The sequence below is a fragment of the Stutzerimonas stutzeri genome (assembly GCF_024448895.1).
GTDB classification, from domain to species: Bacteria; Pseudomonadota; Gammaproteobacteria; order Pseudomonadales; family Pseudomonadaceae; genus Stutzerimonas; species Stutzerimonas stutzeri_Q.
In genome coordinates this window covers 1-18,657 of sequence record NZ_JAMOIC010000020.1, presented here as the reverse complement: position 1 = coordinate 18,657, position 18,657 = coordinate 1, and the positions used below count along the sequence as shown (strand labels likewise).

Annotated in this window: 10 protein-coding genes; 7 read left to right on the top strand and 3 right to left on the bottom strand. The window is 57.8% G+C overall.

What is annotated here, in order from left to right:
- Positions 1 to 3 precede the first annotated feature (3 nt).
- Genes sctR through NA619_RS19665 form a run of 4 tightly spaced genes read left to right on the top strand, consistent with a single transcriptional unit; the run spans position 4 to position 2,818 of the window.
- Positions 4 to 663: a type III secretion system export apparatus subunit SctR gene (sctR, locus tag NA619_RS19680; RefSeq protein ID WP_255963504.1), complete on the top strand. Its 660-nt coding sequence runs from the start codon at positions 4 to 6 to the stop codon at positions 661 to 663.
- 2 nt (positions 664 to 665) lie between these two features.
- Positions 666 to 935 (top strand): type III secretion system export apparatus subunit SctS, encoded by a 270-nt coding sequence (gene sctS / locus NA619_RS19675; RefSeq protein ID WP_255963503.1) that lies wholly within the window; start codon positions 666 to 668, stop codon positions 933 to 935.
- Positions 936 to 949: 14 nt separating this feature from the next.
- Complete coding sequence (gene sctT, locus NA619_RS19670) at positions 950 to 1,762, top strand: type III secretion system export apparatus subunit SctT (protein WP_255963502.1); 813 nt, start codon at positions 950 to 952, stop codon at positions 1,760 to 1,762.
- 3 nt (positions 1,763 to 1,765) lie between these two features.
- Positions 1,766 to 2,818 carry an EscU/YscU/HrcU family type III secretion system export apparatus switch protein gene (locus NA619_RS19665; protein ID WP_255963501.1) on the top strand — a complete coding sequence of 351 codons (1,053 nt, stop codon included), beginning with the start codon at positions 1,766 to 1,768 and terminating at the stop codon, positions 2,816 to 2,818.
- A gap of 30 nt (positions 2,819 to 2,848) precedes the next feature.
- Here NA619_RS19665 and NA619_RS19660 read toward each other — a convergent pair whose 3' ends face one another.
- Positions 2,849 to 4,540: an ATP-binding protein gene (locus NA619_RS19660; protein WP_255963500.1), complete on the bottom strand. Its 1,692-nt coding sequence runs from the start codon at positions 4,538 to 4,540 to the stop codon at positions 2,849 to 2,851.
- Between the two features lie 453 nt (positions 4,541 to 4,993).
- On the bottom strand, positions 4,994 to 6,649 hold the full coding sequence (locus NA619_RS19655; RefSeq protein ID WP_255963499.1) for an ATP-binding protein: 1,656 nt from the start codon (positions 6,647 to 6,649) through the stop codon (positions 4,994 to 4,996).
- 413 nt (positions 6,650 to 7,062) lie between these two features.
- On the opposite strand from NA619_RS19655, the gene NA619_RS19650 reads away from it, so the two are divergent.
- Positions 7,063 to 11,796 (top strand): type II secretion system F family protein, encoded by a 4,734-nt coding sequence (locus NA619_RS19650; RefSeq protein ID WP_255963498.1) that lies wholly within the window; start codon positions 7,063 to 7,065, stop codon positions 11,794 to 11,796.
- Positions 11,797 to 12,108: 312 nt separating this feature from the next.
- The gene (locus tag NA619_RS19645) at positions 12,109 to 13,020 is read left to right on the top strand and encodes a thaumatin family protein (protein WP_255963497.1); all 912 of its coding nucleotides are present in this window, start codon (positions 12,109 to 12,111) and stop codon (positions 13,018 to 13,020) included.
- 803 nt (positions 13,021 to 13,823) lie between these two features.
- On the opposite strand, the gene NA619_RS19640 is transcribed toward NA619_RS19645, so the two are convergent.
- The gene (locus tag NA619_RS19640; RefSeq protein WP_255963496.1) at positions 13,824 to 17,120 is read right to left on the bottom strand and encodes a hypothetical protein; all 3,297 of its coding nucleotides are present in this window, start codon (positions 17,118 to 17,120) and stop codon (positions 13,824 to 13,826) included.
- A gap of 515 nt (positions 17,121 to 17,635) precedes the next feature.
- Here NA619_RS19640 and NA619_RS19635 point away from each other — a divergent pair.
- Complete coding sequence (locus NA619_RS19635; protein WP_255963495.1) at positions 17,636 to 18,391, top strand: FKBP-type peptidyl-prolyl cis-trans isomerase; 756 nt, start codon at positions 17,636 to 17,638, stop codon at positions 18,389 to 18,391.
- Positions 18,392 to 18,657: the final 266 nt, after the last annotated feature.

Sequence of the window (18,657 nt, the reverse complement as noted above, 5' to 3'; positions counted from 1 at the left end):
AGAATGACCGACTACCAACCCAATTTGCTTGAGATCATTCTGGTCGTTACCACGATCGGTTTGATTCCGCTGGCCGTCGTCACGCTGACCGGCTTTCTGAAAATCTCAATCGTGCTGTTCTTGATCCGCAATGCCCTGGGCATTCAACAAACGCCGCCCAATATGGTGCTGTACGGCATCGCCCTGATCCTCTCCGTTTACGTCACCACGCCGTTGATTGCTGATATGTACCGCCAAGTGGAAGGGCGCTCACTCACCTTCGAACAGGCGGATGAGTTTCGCGACCTCGGCGAGGCATTACGTACGCCATTGCAGCAACACCTATTGCGCTTCGCCAACCCATCCGAGCGCGGCTTTTTCATGCAGGCCACCGAAAGCGTGTGGTCCGAAGAAGCCCGCGCCGACCTGCGCGATGACGATCTGGTGGTGTTGATTCCGGCCTTCGTCAGCTCCGAGCTGACGCGTGCCTTTGAGATCGGCTTTCTGTTGTACATCCCCTTCTTGGTCATCGACCTGTTGGTGGCCAATGTGCTGATGGCGATGGGCATGATGATGGTCTCGCCGACACTGATATCCATCCCACTGAAGATCTTTCTTTTCGTGGCAGTGAGTGGCTGGTCACGGCTGATGCACGGCCTGATCCTTAGTTATGGAGGTGGATAGCCATGGGAGATGACGTCTTTCTGGGACTCATGAAGCAGGCCCTGATGACTGTGCTGATTCTGTCCGCGCCTGCACTGATCGTGGCCATCGTCATTGGGTTCGGTGTAGGCCTCTTGCAGGCGCTGACGCAGATTCAGGACCAGACCTTGCCGCAGGCGGTAAAGCTGGTGGCCGTGTTGTTGGTGGTCATGCTGCTGGGCCCACTGCTGTCGGGTCAGGTGGTCAATCTGATGAACCAGGTGCTGGATAATTTTCCCGCCTGGACCCGGTAGGTAGCAGCTGAAACATGGATGCTGAACTCGGTCTGAGCTTTCTCGAAGTGGCCTACCCGATCATCGCCGCTGGGGCGTTGGCGGCATCCCGTGCCATGGGGTTGGTATTGATCACGCCGGCCTTCAATCGATTGGGACTGACGGGGATGATCCGCAGCTGCGTCGCGGTAGCAATCGCGATTCCCATGACCCTTCCTATCTACATTGCATTGACCACCCAACCGGATTACACCGGCTTCTTCCTGGCCGGGTTGATGGTCAAGGAGATGCTGATCGGCTTGACCGTAGGCCTGCTGTTCGGCATCCCCTTCTGGGCGGCGGAGGCTGCTGGCGAAATGATTGACCTGCAACGTGGCTCGACCATGGCGCAGTTGGTCGACCCACTGGGCTCAGGCGAAGCCGGGGTGACAGGGACGCTTCTGACGGTGGTGATGATTACCCTGTTTTTCCTGTCCGGCGGCTTCATTCTGATAGTTGATGGCTACTATCACAGCTACAACCTGTGGCCGGTGATGGCCTTCACGCCGGTCATTGCGGTGTCTTCGCTGGATGCCGTACTGGCGATTCTGGATCAGGTGATGCGCATCGGCCTGATGATCGTGGCGCCACTGATCATCGCCCTGCTGGTGGCCGACATGATGCTGGCCTACCTGTCGCGTATGGCGCCGCAGCTGAATATTTTTGACCTGTCACTGGCTGTGAAGAACCTGATCTTCACCTTCTTGATGGTCATCTATTGCTCCTTCTTGATCCCGTTGATGCTCGATCAATTGGCGGATTTCCGCGGGGTAGTGGAAGTGTTGAAAACCTTGTCGGGGGCGGGGTGATCCATGGCAGGCGATAGCAGCGAAGAGAAATCGCAGCCGGCGTCAGACAAAAAGCTCGACGAGGCGCGCAAGAAAGGCCAGCTGTCCAAGAGTCAGGACATGGTCTCGGCGATGGTGCTGCTGGGATGCACCCTGAGCATTGCCTACCTGGCATCAGGCACCGAGGCGCAGCTGCGGGCGCTGCTGGATATGGTGGCGGGCATCTACACCGAACCCTTTGCCACGGTCTGGCCAAGGGTCATTGATACCGCTGAAGATATTCTGCTGGCCACTGCCTTGCCTATTTTGGCAATCACCGTGGGCTGCGTGATACTGACCAACATCATCACAATGAAAGGTATGGTGTTCACCGGAGAACCGATCAAGCCTGACTTCCAGCGCATCAACCCGGTGGAGGGGTTCAAGCGCATTTTCTCCATGCGCAATTTCATTGAGTTCCTCAAGGGGCTTGGGAAAGTTGCGGTACTGTCCACCGCGTTCTACGTGGTGGGGCGCGTGGCGTTGCAGGCGCTGATGGAATCTTCGCGTTGCGGCGGCTCGTGCATTGAGTCGGTGTTCTATCTGCTGCTCAAGCCTCTGGTGGCTACGGTGCTGATCACTTATCTGGTCATGGGCGGGCTGGATCTGCTCATGCAGCGCTGGCTGTTCAGCCGTGAGATGCGCATGACCAAAAGCGAGCAGAAACGCGAGCGGCGCGATGCAGATGGCGACCCATTGATCAAGCAAGAGCGCAACCGTCAGCGTCGCGAGCAGCAAACTTTGACCAGCCGTAAAGTCGGCCTTAACCATGCCACCTTGATGATCGGCGTGGCGGGCGGCTGGTTAGTCGGAGTGCGCTATGTACGCGGCGAAACGCCAGTGCCGGTCGTGGTTTGCTCGGCGGACCCGGAAAATGCCCGCGGCATGTTTGAGCAGGCGGCCAAACTGGGCGTGCCGCGTTCCGCAGACGACCCTCTGGCCGCTCGCATCGGCCGTCTGGCTAAACCCGGTGAGCCGATTCCAGCCCATGCGTTTCAGTCGGTGGCGGATGCGTTAGTGGCGGCGCGCCTGATCTAAGCGGCTTCAGGCTGGGGATTCAGCGCTTCGTCATCCGTTTGCAGTGGGGCTGTTCTGCGCTTTGGCGGTGAGACCCAGGGCCGCCATTTTCAATTCCAGGCTTGGCGAACCCTCGCCAGGTACCGAACACGCCTGGGCCAGAGCTGAGCGCACGAGATCGCCTTCGGCGCCGAGAATAAGCTGCCAGGTCTCTGGCAAATCAGTTCTGTCGATGGCGGCATTGCGTACTACTTCGAGGGCGTAAACGGCATGCCGAATAACCGCTCTCTGTGTACCGCCCGCTTCCTCCAGCTTGCTCGTTGCATACAGCCGGGTACTGCTCAGGAGGTGATAACGGCCGCTGCCGTCGCCCTCTGCTAATAGCAGTGATTTGTCCACAAGGCGTTGCACAACGTCTAGCGCCTCGTCGCCGGTTAGCGGTAACTCACTGCCAATCAAGGTTCGGATCGCATTGAGGGTGAAGGAGCCACTGAAGGTCGAGGCCAGACGTAATGCTGCCTGCTCGCACGGCCGCAGGCTCATGTAGGACCAGTCAAGCATCGCGCCCATCGACCGATGGCGTTTGGCTGCGGTGCGCCGTCCGGCCATTTGCAGACGAAACTCACCATCGAGCATGTTGAGTAGGGGCCCGATACCAAAGCTGCCCATTCGCGCCGCAGCGATTTCGATTTCCAGCGGTACCCCGTCCAGGCGTTGGCAGAGCTGGTTGAGGCCGACTGCATCTTCTTCGTGCAATACATAGTTGCTGTCCTGCGCGCTGGCGTGTTCGACAAGCATTTGCACAGCCGGTGAGCGCAGCAGTTCGCTAAGGCGTGTTTCCATGCTGCTGGGGAGTGCCAACGGTGGCAGGCGCTCCAACCGCTCGCCCTCAGACTGAATCGGTTCACGGCTGGTGGCCAGAATGCGACAGTCCGGTGCACGCTCCCGCAGGCAGGCAACGACGTCCTTTACCACGCCGAGCATGTGTTCACAGTTGTCGAGCACTAACAGGATGTTCCCCTCCTGCACTTCGGCCAGAGCTTGATCCCAAAGGTCCTCATCGTTAGCCGTCAAACCCAACGCTTTGCTCACTGCAGCCTTGACCGTTGCAGAGTCTTTAGCGTCGCTGAGGTCGATGAAACGCGCACCTCGTTTGAAGCGTGCTTCAAGGCGCTTAGCCACTTCCAGGGCGACGGTGGTTTTACCTATGCCGCCGGGGCCGACCAGAGAGGTCAGACGGCTATTGGTAACCTGTTCGCAGAGCCGTTCGATGACCGCGTCGCGGCCGATCGTTTCGCGAATCAGGGCGGGCAGGGTGGAGTGTTTTGCACCCACCGGCGTACCGTACTGGCTGGCCGGCTCTTTCTGTCTGCTGGGGATCACCACGAAGCGATAGCCACGCCCTGGAACGGTGGCGATGCAGTCATTGCCGCCTTCATTGAGCAAACGGCGCAAGGCGACTATTTGCGCGCGCAGGTTGCACTCTTCAACTACTACCCGAGGCCAGGCGAAGGCGATCAACTCTTCTTTTTCCACCAGCTCACCAGCACGCGTGGCCAGGGCTATCAGTAAGTCCAGCGCACGGCTGCCGAGCGCGACCAGCTCACCGTTCTTGAACAATTGATGACGCTTGGGATGCAGAGTGAACGAGCCAAAAGTCAGTACGTCATGTTCGATTGCAGGGGGTGCAACGTCCGACGGCGCAACGGTGACATACGGGTGAGTGGCCAAGATGTTGGTCATGCTCGTGCTCATACGTACAGCCCTTTTTTTGTTGAGGAGAAGCGCAACGTGCGTGGGCTTAATCAGGCTCAGTTAAAGGGGCCTGATCTAAAAGCTCCGCACGGCGCAACGCTGTGCGGGTAGAACCAGTAAGCGCAGACGTGTCCTCCGATCTCGTTGGCTGAATGCGACCAGCATGTTGGCCGGCATGTGTTGCAGGGTCTTTACAGTTGGCCAAACGCGCCCCGGTCACGTGCAGATGTGACCGTAGCTTTGTGAGAAAAGTGGTTGTATAGCAAGATTTTACGAAGGGTGGCGTCGCGATCTGTGGGGTAGTTGACGGTCACTGGTATGCCGCGGAAATAACGTATCGAACGGATATCGAAATAGTATCTGTCGCGTGCCGGCACGAGCGTGCTGAGTCCGGCCCGATGACCTGGTCGGGTATTAAGCTGAGCGGGCAGGATCGGTTGTTCAGCTGTCTCCCTGAGCCAAACCCAATGCGGTAAGTGTCAGGTCGAGACCAAGCAGTTGATTGCCTTTCTCGGAGACCGCCCACGATAACGCGGCTTTGACGGTTTCACTTTCTGGACCAAACAGATGCTCCCACGCTTCCGGCGCGCTGGCTTCAAGGCGCTCGGCAAAGGTCTGGAGCACGCTTACTGCATAGGCCGCATGTTGCGCTGAGACACGCTGAAATTGCCCCGACAGCTGCAGCTTCTCCAAACCATATAGCCGAGTGGTTTCCAGCATCTGGTAGCTGCGTGTTTCACCGCCCTTATGGACAGTCAGCAAGGATTTTTCCACCAGGCTATCGAGCGCCGTCAACACATGTTCGGCGCTCAGGTTTGAATCGTGCTCCACCAGCGCCAGTACGGCGTTGATCGAGAAGGAGCCCTTGGTTACAGACAGCGTGCTGATGAGCTGCTGTTCATAAGCCGACAGCGCATCGTATGACCAGTCCAACGATGCGCGCAGTGAGCGCTGCCGCTCGCAGTCGCGCTCGCTGTGCATTTGCAAGCGGAACTCCATGTCGAGTAATTGGTTGAGCATCTCCAGCGGCAACGAAGCGGCGCGCTCGGCAGCGATCTCTATATCCAAAGGCATGCCATTGAGCTTGGCGCAGATGACCGCCACAGCTTCGAGGGCGGTTTCATTGAACTTGATGGTGGGATTGTGAAGATGTGCGTGCTGGATGAACAACCGGGTAGCCGGTGACTGCTTCGAGTCGGAGTCGGGTTGGCTTAGCGGTAGCAGTGCTAGCGGCTCGATACGTTCGATCATTTCACCATCGGCGCGTAGGGCTTCGCGGCTGGTGGCCAAAATTGCACAGTTGGGGGCCCATCTCAGTATGGTTTCAGCCAACTTCGCCACCGCGCCGACGGCTTGTTCGCAGTTGTCGATTACCAGCAGCAGACGGCAGCCACCCAATTGCCCGAACAGCTCTTCCAGGCTCGAGTGAGCATCTGCCCGCAGGCCGAGGGATTCGACCAGGGTGGCGAGAATCCCTTCCAGGCGCAGGTAGTCGAACAGCTCGAATACCAACACGCCATCCGGGAATTCATCCACCAAGCGGTGCGCCACCTCGATGGCGACGGTGGTCTTACCGACGCCGCCTGCGCCGGTGAGGGTGATGAAGCGCGAATTTCGCAGTTGCTCGGTCAGCCGCGCTATCAAGTCTTCACGCCCAACAATGGCCGGATTTCGTGGTGGGAGTGGCTTGCGCACGATGGTGGAGGTGTGGGTGCGTGCGTGAACGGGCTGTTGCGCAGCGTGGGCGGTGAACCGGTAGCCACGTCCGGCGACGTTGGTGATGTATTCGTTGTGCGGATCCTTTCCCTTCAAGACTCGCCGCACCGCGACGATCTGCGCGCGCAGGTTGCACTCGGCGACAACGGTGCGCGGCCAGGCCATGGCGATCAGCTCGTACTTTTCCAGTAACTCCCCAGGGCGCTTTGCCATGCAGATCAGCAGGTCTAGCGCACGGCTACCCATCGACAAGGGGACGCCATTGCACATCAGCACGTGTTGCTGGGTGTAAAGGGTAAAGGGGCCGAATCGAATCGGTGCTTCTTGCGGGGGACGGGTTGCTTTCTCTGTGTTGTCGCGGCCGTTGTTTGGGGTGCTCATGGGCATACCTTATTGGCTAATCGCTGGCGTACAGAAACGTCTAACGTCGGCGACGTCAGGACGCGTTAACTCCCCGTCCAGAGCCTTTCTCAGGTGTTGCCGCAACAGTTCCCGCAGCTGCTTTTAGCGGTGAAAAGTTGCGAAACATTATCCCTGGCGATTGTTACAACTCTGCATCGGCTGTTGAATGCTATTCAGAGCATCAGTGCTGTCTTGCCGAGCAACTAGCGCTCTGCCTGCTTCGGCAGAGGGCTGAGCCCCGCGATGCGTAACGGGTGAGCTAGCTCAAGAGCGTCTTCCTTCCTTACCAGTTGGGCGGCCCGCCAGCAACCTCTGATGGTTTGTGAGCGACACGATAAAAGTGATGTTGTGAATTTCATCACTCGGTGGTGGATGGCCCCAGATATCGCACGGTGTACCAGGTGCTGTTGGGCGATCAACCGCAAACGTACGGCTTTTCATTTTGGGCAGCGTTGTGCCTGACCGCCTTTGGTTGGCGAGGGTCTTTGCAGCGGCCTTATTCAGCTTTCACCGTCCTAGCAGCCAGGAGCACACCCATGAGTACAGCGAGCATCAATCCCGCAGACATAAAGATCCCGCCACTTTTGGGTAATGAATTTGAGGGCGTGCTGGGTCTAGCTAGGAAGACTGTTGAGAAACCTAAGGACGAGCCTAAGAAGCAAGAAACCCTGGACCCGCAGGCTTATGAAGACGCGCTAAATGAGTTGGCCGTAAGCATGGGTGAGAGCGTCAACGTCAAAAAGCGCAACCTCGTTGGCATCGATGGCAGTGAGCGGCATAGAGAATTGTTCAAGGCGCTGGTCGAGTACAAGCTCAAAGAGCAGGCCAAAAACGGTAAGCAAGTCAGCGTCGAAGCGGCCATGGAGGATGCAATCAAAGACTTGCGTGGTCGTTATGAAAATGCCGTTGGCGGCGGCAAAGATGGCAAGGATAGATTGAACGTGCTGGACGGCTACTGGGACAAGAAGGCCGGGAAAGATAACGCTGCCGATTTGGCGGTTCAGGCCTATAGAGACTATTTCTCCGAAAACCTGCCTGATACCGCCAATAGTAATTACGAAGACAATCTCAATGCGCTGGCGGCAGCCTTGGTCGGTGGGGTCAATACCGATAACCGCACGCTAGCGGTGGCCGTTGGCACTAAGGGACCACTGGCCGAGCTGTATAAGAACCTGATCACTGCGAAGCTCAAGGAGCAAGGTTCAACCCTCAACCTTGAAGAGGCCATAGAGGAAGTTGAGCAAGAGCTGTTCGACCGGTTCGAGAGCGCCGCCTCGAAATCCGATACGGATTCCGGCGATATCGTCGATGTGATCAAAGGCCATTGGGACAGACATACCGGCAGGGATAATTCTTTCGAGCTGGCCAGTAGTGCTTATGGCGGTTATTTCTTAGCCAACCCGCCCGATATTGGCAACAGCAACTACGAAGACAACTTGAATGCACTGGCGTCTGCCTTGGTCGGAGGCGTCATCACAGACAATCGCACCCTGGCGGTCGCGATTGGCACAAAAGGGCCATTGGCCGAGCTGTACAAAAACCTGGTCACCGCGAAGCTCAAGGAACAGGGCTCGGCTATTAGCCTCGATGAGGCCATCAAGGAAGTAGAAAAAGAGCTGTTCGACCGATTCGATAGTGCGGCGACGAACATCGGTGCGGATTCCGGCGATGTCGTCGATGTGATCAAAGGTCATTGGGATAGGCATGCCGGCAGGGATAATTCTTTCGAGCTGGCCGGTAGCGCCTTTAGGGATTACTTTTCAGCCAACCTGCCCGATACCGGCAACAGCAATTACGAAGACAACTTGAACGCGCTGGCGGCTGCCTTGGTGGGTGGCGTCAACATCGATAATCGAACCTTGGCTGTCGCGATCGGCACGAAAGGACCATTGGCCGAGCTGTACAAGAACCTGATCACCGCGAAGCTCAAGGAGCAGGGCTCGCCCACCAACCTCGAAGAGGCCATGAAGGAAGTCGAGAAAGAGCTGTTCGATCGGCTCGGTAGCGCGGCCACGAACGCCGGTGCGGATTCCGGCGATGTCGTCGATGTGATCAAAGGCTACTGGGACAGGCATGCCGGTAAGGAGGACGTCGATGGTCTGGCCCGCGAGGCGGCGAAAGAGCTCAGGGAGAGCACACCGACACCGACGTCCCAGATTTCCGAGATCGATCCCGACATCAATTACGACGACACCCTCAACTCTGTGGCCTCGAACATGGCCGACGGCACCAATACCACCGCCCCCAGCGTAACGCCGTTCACCGACAAGAGTATTCGCGACGAATATGCCAGCCTGATCTACCACAAGCTCCAGCAGCAGAAAGAGCGTGGCGATCCGGTCAACCTCGATGCCGCTTACGACGAGGTCAAGAGTGACCTCTACGACCGACTACCCAACGCCCTGCGTAATGATCCAAAAGCCGATGAGAAGATGGAGTTGCTCAACGACTACTGGAACAAATCCGGCAGTAATGGCAAGTCCAATGCCAGTGCTGTGGCGCGTGAGGCCTACGCCAAGTTTCTCGCCGAAAACACCGTCACCAACAACCCCGATTACGAAGACAATCTGAATGCCCTGGCGCTTGCTCTTGGTAACGGCACTATCGACGAGACCCGTACCTTATCCGGCTTGAGTGACCCGACTCTGAGCAAGCTGTACCAGAACCTGATCACCGATAAGCTCAAAGGCGAGGAAGGTCTGCCACTGGACGATGCCATCGCTCAGGTCAAAAAAGATGTGATTGGCCGCCTTGACCACGCCCTTGATGGCGATGGGATCAAAAACGAAAAAATCACCATGGTGAAGAATTACTGGGACAAACACTCCGGCGCCAAGGACGCCACCAGAGCCGCCGAAACGGCCTATGCCGCTTATGTAGAGGCAGGCAAGCCGCTGAAGGAAGGAGGCTTGAGCGATGAGGAGAAGAAGAACCTGCTCGCGCCTTCGTCCACGGACATCATGAATGCCGATACGGCTGACGGTAAGACGGTCAACCAGAAGTACATGGAGAACCTTGAGAAGGAGTACGAGAACGAACCCGAGGGGTCGGATAAAGCCAAGTTCCTCCTGTTACTACAAGCGCAGAACTCCCTGGCAGGCGGTTTCGGTTACCTCCCGTACTACTACGAAAAAACCAAGGACCTAACCATATACGCCGATGACTCGACGATTATGGACGGTGACAATTTCCGCGGGCTGGTGGACGAAGACAAGCTCAAGGCAGAAATCGAAAAGCTTGCGCAGGACCCCGAGATCGCCGCCGATACGCAGGAGGCGTTGCAGGCCGCCGTTGGCGAAATCAAGGACAAGCAAGGCCTGGAAGATCGCATCGTCGCGACCATGACTTCACCCACCTACAAGGATGAACTGGAGAAGGCAGATCTGGCAGCCGAGAACGGCGCATTGATCCGGTACAGCGGCGATCTCAACTCACTGTCCATGCTTAACCCGGAAAAGGCCCAGGAGGTTAAGCTGGAGCTATCGATGACGTCGACCGTTGAGGAGTTGAACAAGATCATTGAAGCCGGCCCCGGCGGCATTGATGACGACGTGTTGGATACTGCTATTGGCGATGTGGTGACCACCACCATCAAGGCCTCGGTGTTAGGTGCCTACGGTGGAGAGGCGGCCGGTGGTTTGGCTGGGGCGTACGACGACTATATGGACGGCAAAAAGCTGGAGGACATCCGCAAGGATGGCGGCAAGGTGCTGACGCAGGAGGAAATGACCAAGCTAAAGCAAGCCAAGTCGGCAGCTGATGCCATGAAGTCGATGTTGCGCGATGCCCTTGTGCCCAACTTCTCAAAGCCATTGAACGCCCCTGGACAGCCAGGCGGCTGGGACAAGGCGATCAGGGACTTACTCAGCAGCAGCGACCTGGACCAGAAGATCGACAAGGCGCTGGAAAAAGGCAAGGTACCAGACCTCGAGAAAAGCAAGGTCAAGGAAGTCCTAAAAAACCTGTCCAAGGATGGTGTTTTCGGTACGGCGGGCGCGTTGATTTCTATCGTTGCAGCCACGCTGACCCTGACCAACGCGGGTGGCAATGCTGAAGCCACACCGGAAGAGCGCATGACTGCCGCATTCTACCTGTTGTTTGCAGTGTCTTCGTCACCTACCGCGGTTAGCGCCATAGGCGATCCGCTGGCCAAACTGCTCGGTAGGAACGGCGTGACCCAGGTATTGGGCCTCGACAAGAATATGGCCGATGCGCTGAAAGGTCGCTTAGGACCGGATTTCAAAGTCCCAGACCCGAGTGTGAAGAACCCTGGCGATGCTTCTAAGCTATTTGCCGATATGAACGCTAATAGCCGCACCCCCGCAGGCAACCAAGTTGTCGACGCCTTCGAGAAGATGCCGAAAAGCGAACAAAACGCGATCATGAGAAGCGTCGACAAGATGGCCCACTCGGCGGGCACTGCGTACACGAATCTGAGCCAGGCGGAGAAACTCAAGCTGTTTGGGCCGGGCCTCAAACTGATCGCCAACACTTCTTACTTGGGCGGTGCATTACTGGGCGTGTACATGGGTGCTGACGCGATATCCAACCTGACCAAGGACAGCACCGACATTGAAAAGACCCAGGCAGCCCTGAGTTTGGCGGCAGGCCTGGCTTGGACTGGTGCAGGGGGGGCAGGCTTTGCTGCCTGGGCTGGTGCGGGTGCAGCAGCGGGCACGGTAGGCACTGCATTGGGTGCGGTCGGCATCATACTGTCAGTGATCGGTTTGGGCATCGCCTCGGCAATTCAATACGAGAAGCAGGAGAAGGCTGCGGACGAGGTGCGCGACTACTTCACCGCCCTTGACGGAATGGGCGTGATGGAAGAGGACTGGGGTGACAAGTTCAACTACCTCGCCAACGTGCAGTACAACTACGTCGAGAGCGATGAGCCGGAAGTCACGGACGAGTGGTTTGAATATTACTTCCCCGACGATATGCCGGTCTGGGAGGCTCAGCCGGAGCAGTACGAGGCCTTCACTGAGATGAATGGTGAAACCACCAAGAACTGGTGGAGCTTTGTCAGTGGGGATTCTGAGGATCTTCTCACTGGTCACGGTGAAGAACCCGAGGGTGATATGTACAAACCAAGCAATGAACCCGCCTGGCGGACAATGAGGGGCTAATCAATCGATTAAATCCTAACCAGCCTGCTGCCAAGCGACACCTCGATCAGCAGGCTGATTACGCCGCAACGACATAAGTTAACAGCGCCGCGAGCAGGTATCGATTGAGTGAATCTTCAATCAGTACCTGCCGCGGCGTTTTTATTTGTTGTTGCAGACCGCTAGAGAAGATTGAAGGTAGTCCGGCAGTGTCGGATTACTGCAGTGCTTGCCGAGGGCGGAAGCAGGCTCTTTTTAAACAACTTTTAACGAGGCAAACCGGTTACCAGGGGGTAACGTCGTTTAATCAATACTGCGATCGGAGTTGCGAGCATGGCTGTTGATAACGTGGGGCAACCAAACACCGTTAGCCCGGGTCAGAGCGATCCGCAGACCGAATTCGATGCAGCCGTCACCGGTGCTTGGCAGAGCGAGTGGACGCAACGGGAGCAGGCCCGCGATCAGGCGAGCGCTTCGGGCAACGAGGCGTTGGCTCAGCATTTTCAAAACGAATTAGACGTACTGCGGCTGATGATGCCGGGAGCCGTGCCCGACGCTGCTCCGCCAAAGGTTGCGAATATCCCGCAGGTGCCGCTTCCCCCGCAGGACTCGGCGACGGTGGAAGGCGTGCCCACCAAGCAAGATCCACAGTCCATGGGATACAACGTGCCGAAGACTGCAGCGCTGCCCGCCAGTGAGCGCGTGGCGCCGGAAGGCAACAGCCTGACGTTCGTGAATGAGAGTGAAAAGCCGCTGGTCATCGAGTTCACCGCGAATGCCGGTGAGGCTGATATTCCGTCGATGACGTTGCAGCCAGGAGAAACGATGGTGCAGACCTTTCCTGAAGGTTGGTCCGGCAACTTCCGTAGCACGGCTGGCGACGGTGCTCATGTCACCTTGGGTGAGGTGGCATTTAACGGTGGTGTGAATGGCGATCAGACCTTCTATGACGTCAGCTATATCGAAGGCAACAATGCTCGCATGACCATCACTCCGAGCGAGGGCGGACCGGTCTCCGGAACGCTGGACGATATCGTCAGCTACGCGCCGGAAAGCATTAAAGCGCGGGACCAGGACGGCAATGTCTACGGCATCAGGAAGACCACCACATCGGAAGTCTTCGATGAATCAGTGATTGACTACTACCGCTCGGCCGTGGAAGCGGGGGAGGGGTACGTGGTGCCGAAGGATGACGTCAGTACGCTGGGTACCGATTCCGACAGCCTGACGGTACGCATCGCCTGAGTCAGCGGCGTCATTCGCGTCGCGTTTATCGAGCGCAGCGGATATGCAGCGAGCCTTTGCGTAGGTGGCGCTTAGGCGGCTGTGGCTCTGACCGCTTCCGGTCTAGCGCGGTATTCCGGTGGCACCTGTCATTGCACGTCGGGGAGCAGTGCCCCTTTCTCTGGCGCCGGCCCTGCAAAGGCTTCTGTATGTATCACCACGATTGCCCAGGCGTGCGAGGGCTGCGGCGTTGGCGTATCGATGCTTTTTGTCTGCTGTCCATGTGCTGATGCTTGATCGTGCGAGGCAAGCTGATGTGCTTACCCGCCTTCCACGCTGGGGGAGGCCGCGGTTATTTTCGACTTGCAGTACGTCAGACCTGCGCCGCCGCCGAATGGCTTGCCGCTCTAAGGTTTGGTGTAGTGGGCTTTGGTGTTGATCGGGTCTGCTTCGCCGTGGCAGCGGCAGCCTTTGCGTCAGATCGAAGATGTCCGCACGCTCTGACAGGTGGCCGATTGATCGTCGGTCTCCTGTGCTACACGAGCGCCGTCCGCCAACATGGAACTGATAGTTCAAGGCTCGGGCTGGTGAAACGGTTGTAGGTCACTGGTGGGAAATTGATAGAGGTGCAGGCATCAGGGCGGGATCGACCTGATCCTGCATCCGCTGGCGTGCCGGGGTTGCCTTGCTTGCGCCTGGACTTAGCGCCCGCATCGCTTAAAGCGGTACGCCATATATCGGCCCTCCAAAGCGAGCGCTAGGCCGACGGTCGGGTCGGCCAGGCGCTGCGCTTATCAAGTACGCCGTTTGAGCGTTAGCGACCCTTAACTGCCTACAGTGCTCCCCTTATCCAGCTGGGTCTGCAGGTTACTGCCATCGCCTTTGTAGTCCGCGTGTGCAAAGTCGCCAATGTGTTGATTGTCATCTTCTGCAAAAAACTCGTACTCCTCTTTGCGGTACTCGAAGATGCTCTGGTCGTCGGGCGCGTCGCGCTGGCCGTAGCTGTACATGTATTCGTCGAGGAATTCGTACCGTTGCAGCCCGTCTTCGGTCAGCAGCCCCTGCTCGTTAAGATCGTTGAACAGTTGGTTGAGGTCGTCACGGTGGGCATCCATGCGGTTGTTGTGCTTGATGTCTTCAACGATCAGGAAGGGCGTCAACGCCACGGTGAGTGCAGCGCCCACCCACAGCAGGGGAGCCGCGATGGCCCGGGCGGCATTAGAGCCCATGAGCGCCGCGATCTGCGCGCCGCCGCCAGCGAAATTGAACGCCCCGGAAGCTACCGTAATCGCCCCTTGCGCCACCGCGACCTTGTCATTGCTGTTCAGCCCGGATTTTATCTTCAGCCCACCCAGTACCAGATCGGCCACGCCGGCGAACGTGTTGGCTCCGGCATCCATGACACGCAGGAATGACGAAATACCTCGGCTGGTGGGCGTGCTGCCGTTCAGGCCGGGGTTCCTGGCGAAGCCGTCGCGGAAGCCTTCATTAAGCGTCGTCCATTGCTCAGGCGTGAAGTCCAGTTTCTGCGCCAGCTTTTCCTTATCGGGCACCGGAGCGGCATCGATTGCGCTATTGAAGCCCTCGAAGATTTTCTTCAGGTCGCCTTCAACCAGGCTGAGATTTCGGCCGGAGCCTTCCGGAACATCCTTGCCGAAGATCTGCGGCAGGGACTTGTCCAGGCCAAGCATCTGGTTGACCTGTGTGCCGCGGACGCTGTCGACGATATTGCTGCCCAGGTTGACGAAATGTTGCCCTGCGCCCAACACACTGACGAAGTCCTTGGCGATGGCCAAACGCTCCTCCGGCGTATCGGCCAGCGTGCCGCCCTTGCCGGCAATCTGATAGATGCCCGACGCCAGTGAAACCAGGCCGCCAGCGGAGCCCAGCACACCGTTGCTGTTGAGCTCCGAAAGAGTCTTGAGCATGCTGCCGTGGGCTCCTTCACCCAAGGTCTTGTAGATGTCCTTGCCCATGACCTTGTTGATGTCGGCGTCGGTCAAGGTGCCGTTCTTGCTGAATGTCGCGCCCAGCTCTTTCAAGGCTTCGCCGAATGCCTTGGCGGTCTGCTTGTTACCCAGAAACTCCTGCACGAACCGTTCGGTTTCCACGGTTCGTCGGGTGATGTCGACACCGCCTTTTTTCAGCGCGGCCAACAGCGTCTTCACGGTGTCCTGGGTCGCAAGCACGGTGTTTTCGTCGTTAATGCCAGACGGGTCCGCCAGCAGCGCGTCGAGGTCCATGGTCATCGCGTCGATCATCATGTGCTGCGAAAACTGAGCGGCTTTGTCAGGATCGAACGCTGCAATCGATGCGTAGGTCTTGCCGATATCGGCTTCGGCCAGGTCAGTCTGGCCGTTCGCCTTGAGGTCGGCGATATAGCGCGAGTACTCCTCGGAGAAGGCCATGGTTTCCAGCTTCTCCAGCACGCCGTCCTTGTCAGGCAGCGCATCGAGCGCCTTGTCCTGCTGGGCCTGGAAGTCTTTCTGAACACTGGCGGCGGAGAACAACTCCGCCGTCTGCTCATCGACCTTCGCACGGTCGATAATCGACGCGAAGTCCTCGCCGTTGACTTTCGTGGTGCTCTGGCCCATCGAAATGTCCAGTGTCACCATGTCCAGGCCCTCCTCGCTGGCAGCCTGGGCACGCAATGCGTTGTACAACTTTGCCCGGTCGTCATCCTTGGCGATGCTGCCGTTGGTGATCCCGGTCTTCCATTCGCTGATCAGGTTCTGCCAAGTCATTTCGCTGACCGTGAGCTTGCGATTCTTGTCTTTTGGGTCCGTTGTAGTGGTTTCCAGGTTGGCGATGTCGGTCTCGGCGCTCAGCGGAAGGCCGGCGCTTTCGCGGGCGAAATCCAGCTTGCTGTCCTCGGTAGGCTCCGGCCCTTTGAGGCTGACAAACCCGTATTTGCCGAAGTCCTGAAGGCGGCCCGCTTCGGTGCCGTTCTTTGCCTCGCCACTCTTGGTGATCCCGTTGATGGTGCCGTTACCCACGTCCTGGCCAGACAAGATCTTGCCGTCGCCATCGTGTTTCTCGATGTGCTCTAGCACTTGCGAGGCTCGGTATGCGGCGTCAGCGTCCGTTTCGAAGTCGCCAACCTGTTCTTTCAACCTGTCCTTGATACCACTCTGATTACCCAGATTCTTGAGCAGTGGGTCGTCGTCGATGATGTCCTGCGCAGAGCGATCGTCGTTCTTTGGCCGCACCCACACGATGCCGAGGCTTTCTGCCTGCTCGCGGGCGGCTTGGTCATCACCCGCCGCCATGGTGTCTTTGAGTTCACCTTTGAGGTGAGTAAATCCGTACTTGCCGAAATCCTGAAGGCGACCCGCCTCGGTGCCGTTTTTCGCATCGCCACCTTTGGTGAAGCCGTCGACGCGGCCGTTGGCGACGTCCTTCCCGGCAATCCGCTCGCCTGAGCCGTCCAGCGTTTCGATGTGTTCCAGGACCTGCATTGCTCGGTAAGCGGCGTCGGCATCGGTTTCGAAATCGCCGACCCGCTCCTTGAGCATGTCCTTGACGCCGCTCTGGTTACCCAGATTCCTCAGCAGCGGACTGTCGTCGATGATGTCCTGCGCCGAGCGCTCATCGCCTTCGGGGCGCTCCCACTTGAACCCCAGCTGTTCGGCTTGCTCGCGCGCTTCGGTGTCGTCCCCGGCGTTGGACACGTGTTCGAGTTCACCCTTGAGATGGGCGAACCCGTACTTGCCGAAGTCCTGCAGACGTCCGGCTTCGGTGTGAGGTTTCGCCTGACCGCTATTGGTGAAGCCGTTGATGCTGCCGTTACCGACATCGTCGCCCACCAGCCGGTTGCCTTCGCTGTCATACTTCTCGACGTGTTCCAGGACCTGCATCGCTCGGTAAGCGGCGTCGGCATCGGTTTCGAAATCGCCAAAAACGTGCTCCTTGAGCCTGTCCTTGACGCCGCTCTGATTACCAAGATTCTTCAGCAGCGGACTGTCATCAATGATCTCCTGCGCCGTGCGGTCGTCGCCGCTGGGGCGTTGCCAACGTATGCCTGCATCCTTTGCCTGCTTGGCCGCCTCTTCCCACTCTTTTGCAGAGCCTGATTCCGTTTTCGAATTGGCGTCTGCGTGAGTAATCGACTTGACGGACATTGTTATGCCTTTTCGTGAAGCGCCGGAAAGGGCAGTGACTGCTCGAGCTCACATGGGCTAGGTGCAAGCTCTCTACTGGATGAGTACGGTGAACGCTGTGTGCTCCATCTATCAGACCGTTTGCAGGTGACAGGACGATGACATGATCCCTTGGATAGCTTGACGCAGAGCAGCTGGCTTGCTTCGTCATATGCTCTGAAGGCAGCGGTGCCGGGTATGTTGAATTCTTTGGAGCCGTGTTCCTCACGAACTCAACTTTTGCAATCGCTCGAGACTCATCGTTGAAATTCGACCCAGCCCCGTGGTCTGCCGCCTATGGCCACCAACGCTTCGGCAAGTTGTTTACGCCTGCTCTAAATGTCCGTTCGGCGATTCACACGTTTCGTGCGGCACTTCCTTACTTTGCATTGTCTTTACCTACTCCCCGGGTGGGTTCGGTAGCTACTGACGAGGGCGGCTGTTAAGCTCCGGCAACTGTTTAGCTTCACCCCTTCAAAGCGTAATAAGGATAAAGAATGAGACATCAACGTTTGGCGTCTGCGATAGCCCTGGTTGGCCTGGTTCTGGCCGGCTGTGATTCGGAGACCAGCGCCAAGCTGGAGACCCCGGCGCAGAAAGCCTCTTATGGCATCGGCCTGAACATGGGCAAGAGTCTTGCTCAGGAAGGCATGGCCGATCTCGATTCGAATGCTGTGGCGCAAGGCATTGATGATGCCATTGGCAAGAAAGACCAGAAGCTGACCGACGAAGAACTGATGGAAGCTTTTGCTTATCTCCAGACTCGTGCTGAAGAGCGCATGGTTGAGATGAACAAGGAAGCCGTCGAAGCCGGTAAGAAATTCCTTGAAGAAAACGCCAAGCGTGACGGCGTGAAGACCACTGAATCCGGCCTGCAGTACGAAGTGGTCAAATCCGCCGAAGGTCCGCAGCCGACTGCCGACGACGTGGTCACCGTGCACTACGAGGGTACCCTGACCGATGGCACCGTCTTCGACAGTTCCATCAAGCGCGGTAGCCCGATCGACTTGCCTGTCGGTGGTGTGATTCCGGGTTGGGTCGAAGGTCTGCAACTGATGCACGTTGGTGAAAAGTACAAGTTGTACATTCCAAGCGAGCTGGCGTACGGCGAGCAGAGCCCGAGCCCGCTGATTCCTGCCAATTCGGTTCTGGTTTTTGATCTTGAGCTGCTTGGCATCAAGGGTGACGAAGCTGAAGCGGCACCTGCTGCTGAAGTCGAGCCCGAAGCTGCTGAAGAAGCTGCCGAGCAGTAAGCAATCCGCAGTACCTAGACGCCCCGCTTATGCGGGGCGTTTTCGTTTAGGCACCAGCCCAACCTTGCCGAGCGCTGGTAGCGTGCTAGCTCTTGATTCGGTGGCGGGGTAGGGGCGTCCAGCCGGAGCGCATCGCCAACTAGCTATCTTCTGCCGGCTGATTGTTTAGCCGAACACATAAGCCCAGTTTCTCACCTGACGCTTCGAATTTGGCTCCGCGACCTGGACTCGACTGCGCAGCAGAGCGCGCTTTAGCGCGGCTCCGG

Excerpts from the sequence above, each read along its gene's own strand:
- NA619_RS19665 (WP_255963501.1), top strand. The coding sequence starts at position 1,766 with ATGGCAGGCGATAGCAGCGAAGAGAAATCGCAGCCGGCGTCAGACAAA.
- NA619_RS19655 (WP_255963499.1), bottom strand. The coding sequence starts at position 6,649 with ATGAGCACCCCAAACAACGGCCGCGACAACACAGAGAAAGCAACCCGT.
- sctT (WP_255963502.1), top strand. The coding sequence starts at position 950 with ATGGATGCTGAACTCGGTCTGAGCTTTCTCGAAGTGGCCTACCCGATC.
- NA619_RS19635 (WP_255963495.1), top strand. The coding sequence starts at position 17,636 with ATGAGACATCAACGTTTGGCGTCTGCGATAGCCCTGGTTGGCCTGGTT.
- NA619_RS19660 (WP_255963500.1), bottom strand. The coding sequence starts at position 4,540 with ATGACCAACATCTTGGCCACTCACCCGTATGTCACCGTTGCGCCGTCG.
- sctR (WP_255963504.1), top strand. The coding sequence starts at position 4 with ATGACCGACTACCAACCCAATTTGCTTGAGATCATTCTGGTCGTTACC.
- NA619_RS19640 (WP_255963496.1), bottom strand. The coding sequence starts at position 17,120 with ATGTCCGTCAAGTCGATTACTCACGCAGACGCCAATTCGAAAACGGAA.
- sctS (WP_255963503.1), top strand. The coding sequence starts at position 666 with ATGGGAGATGACGTCTTTCTGGGACTCATGAAGCAGGCCCTGATGACT.
- NA619_RS19645 (WP_255963497.1), top strand. The coding sequence starts at position 12,109 with ATGGCTGTTGATAACGTGGGGCAACCAAACACCGTTAGCCCGGGTCAG.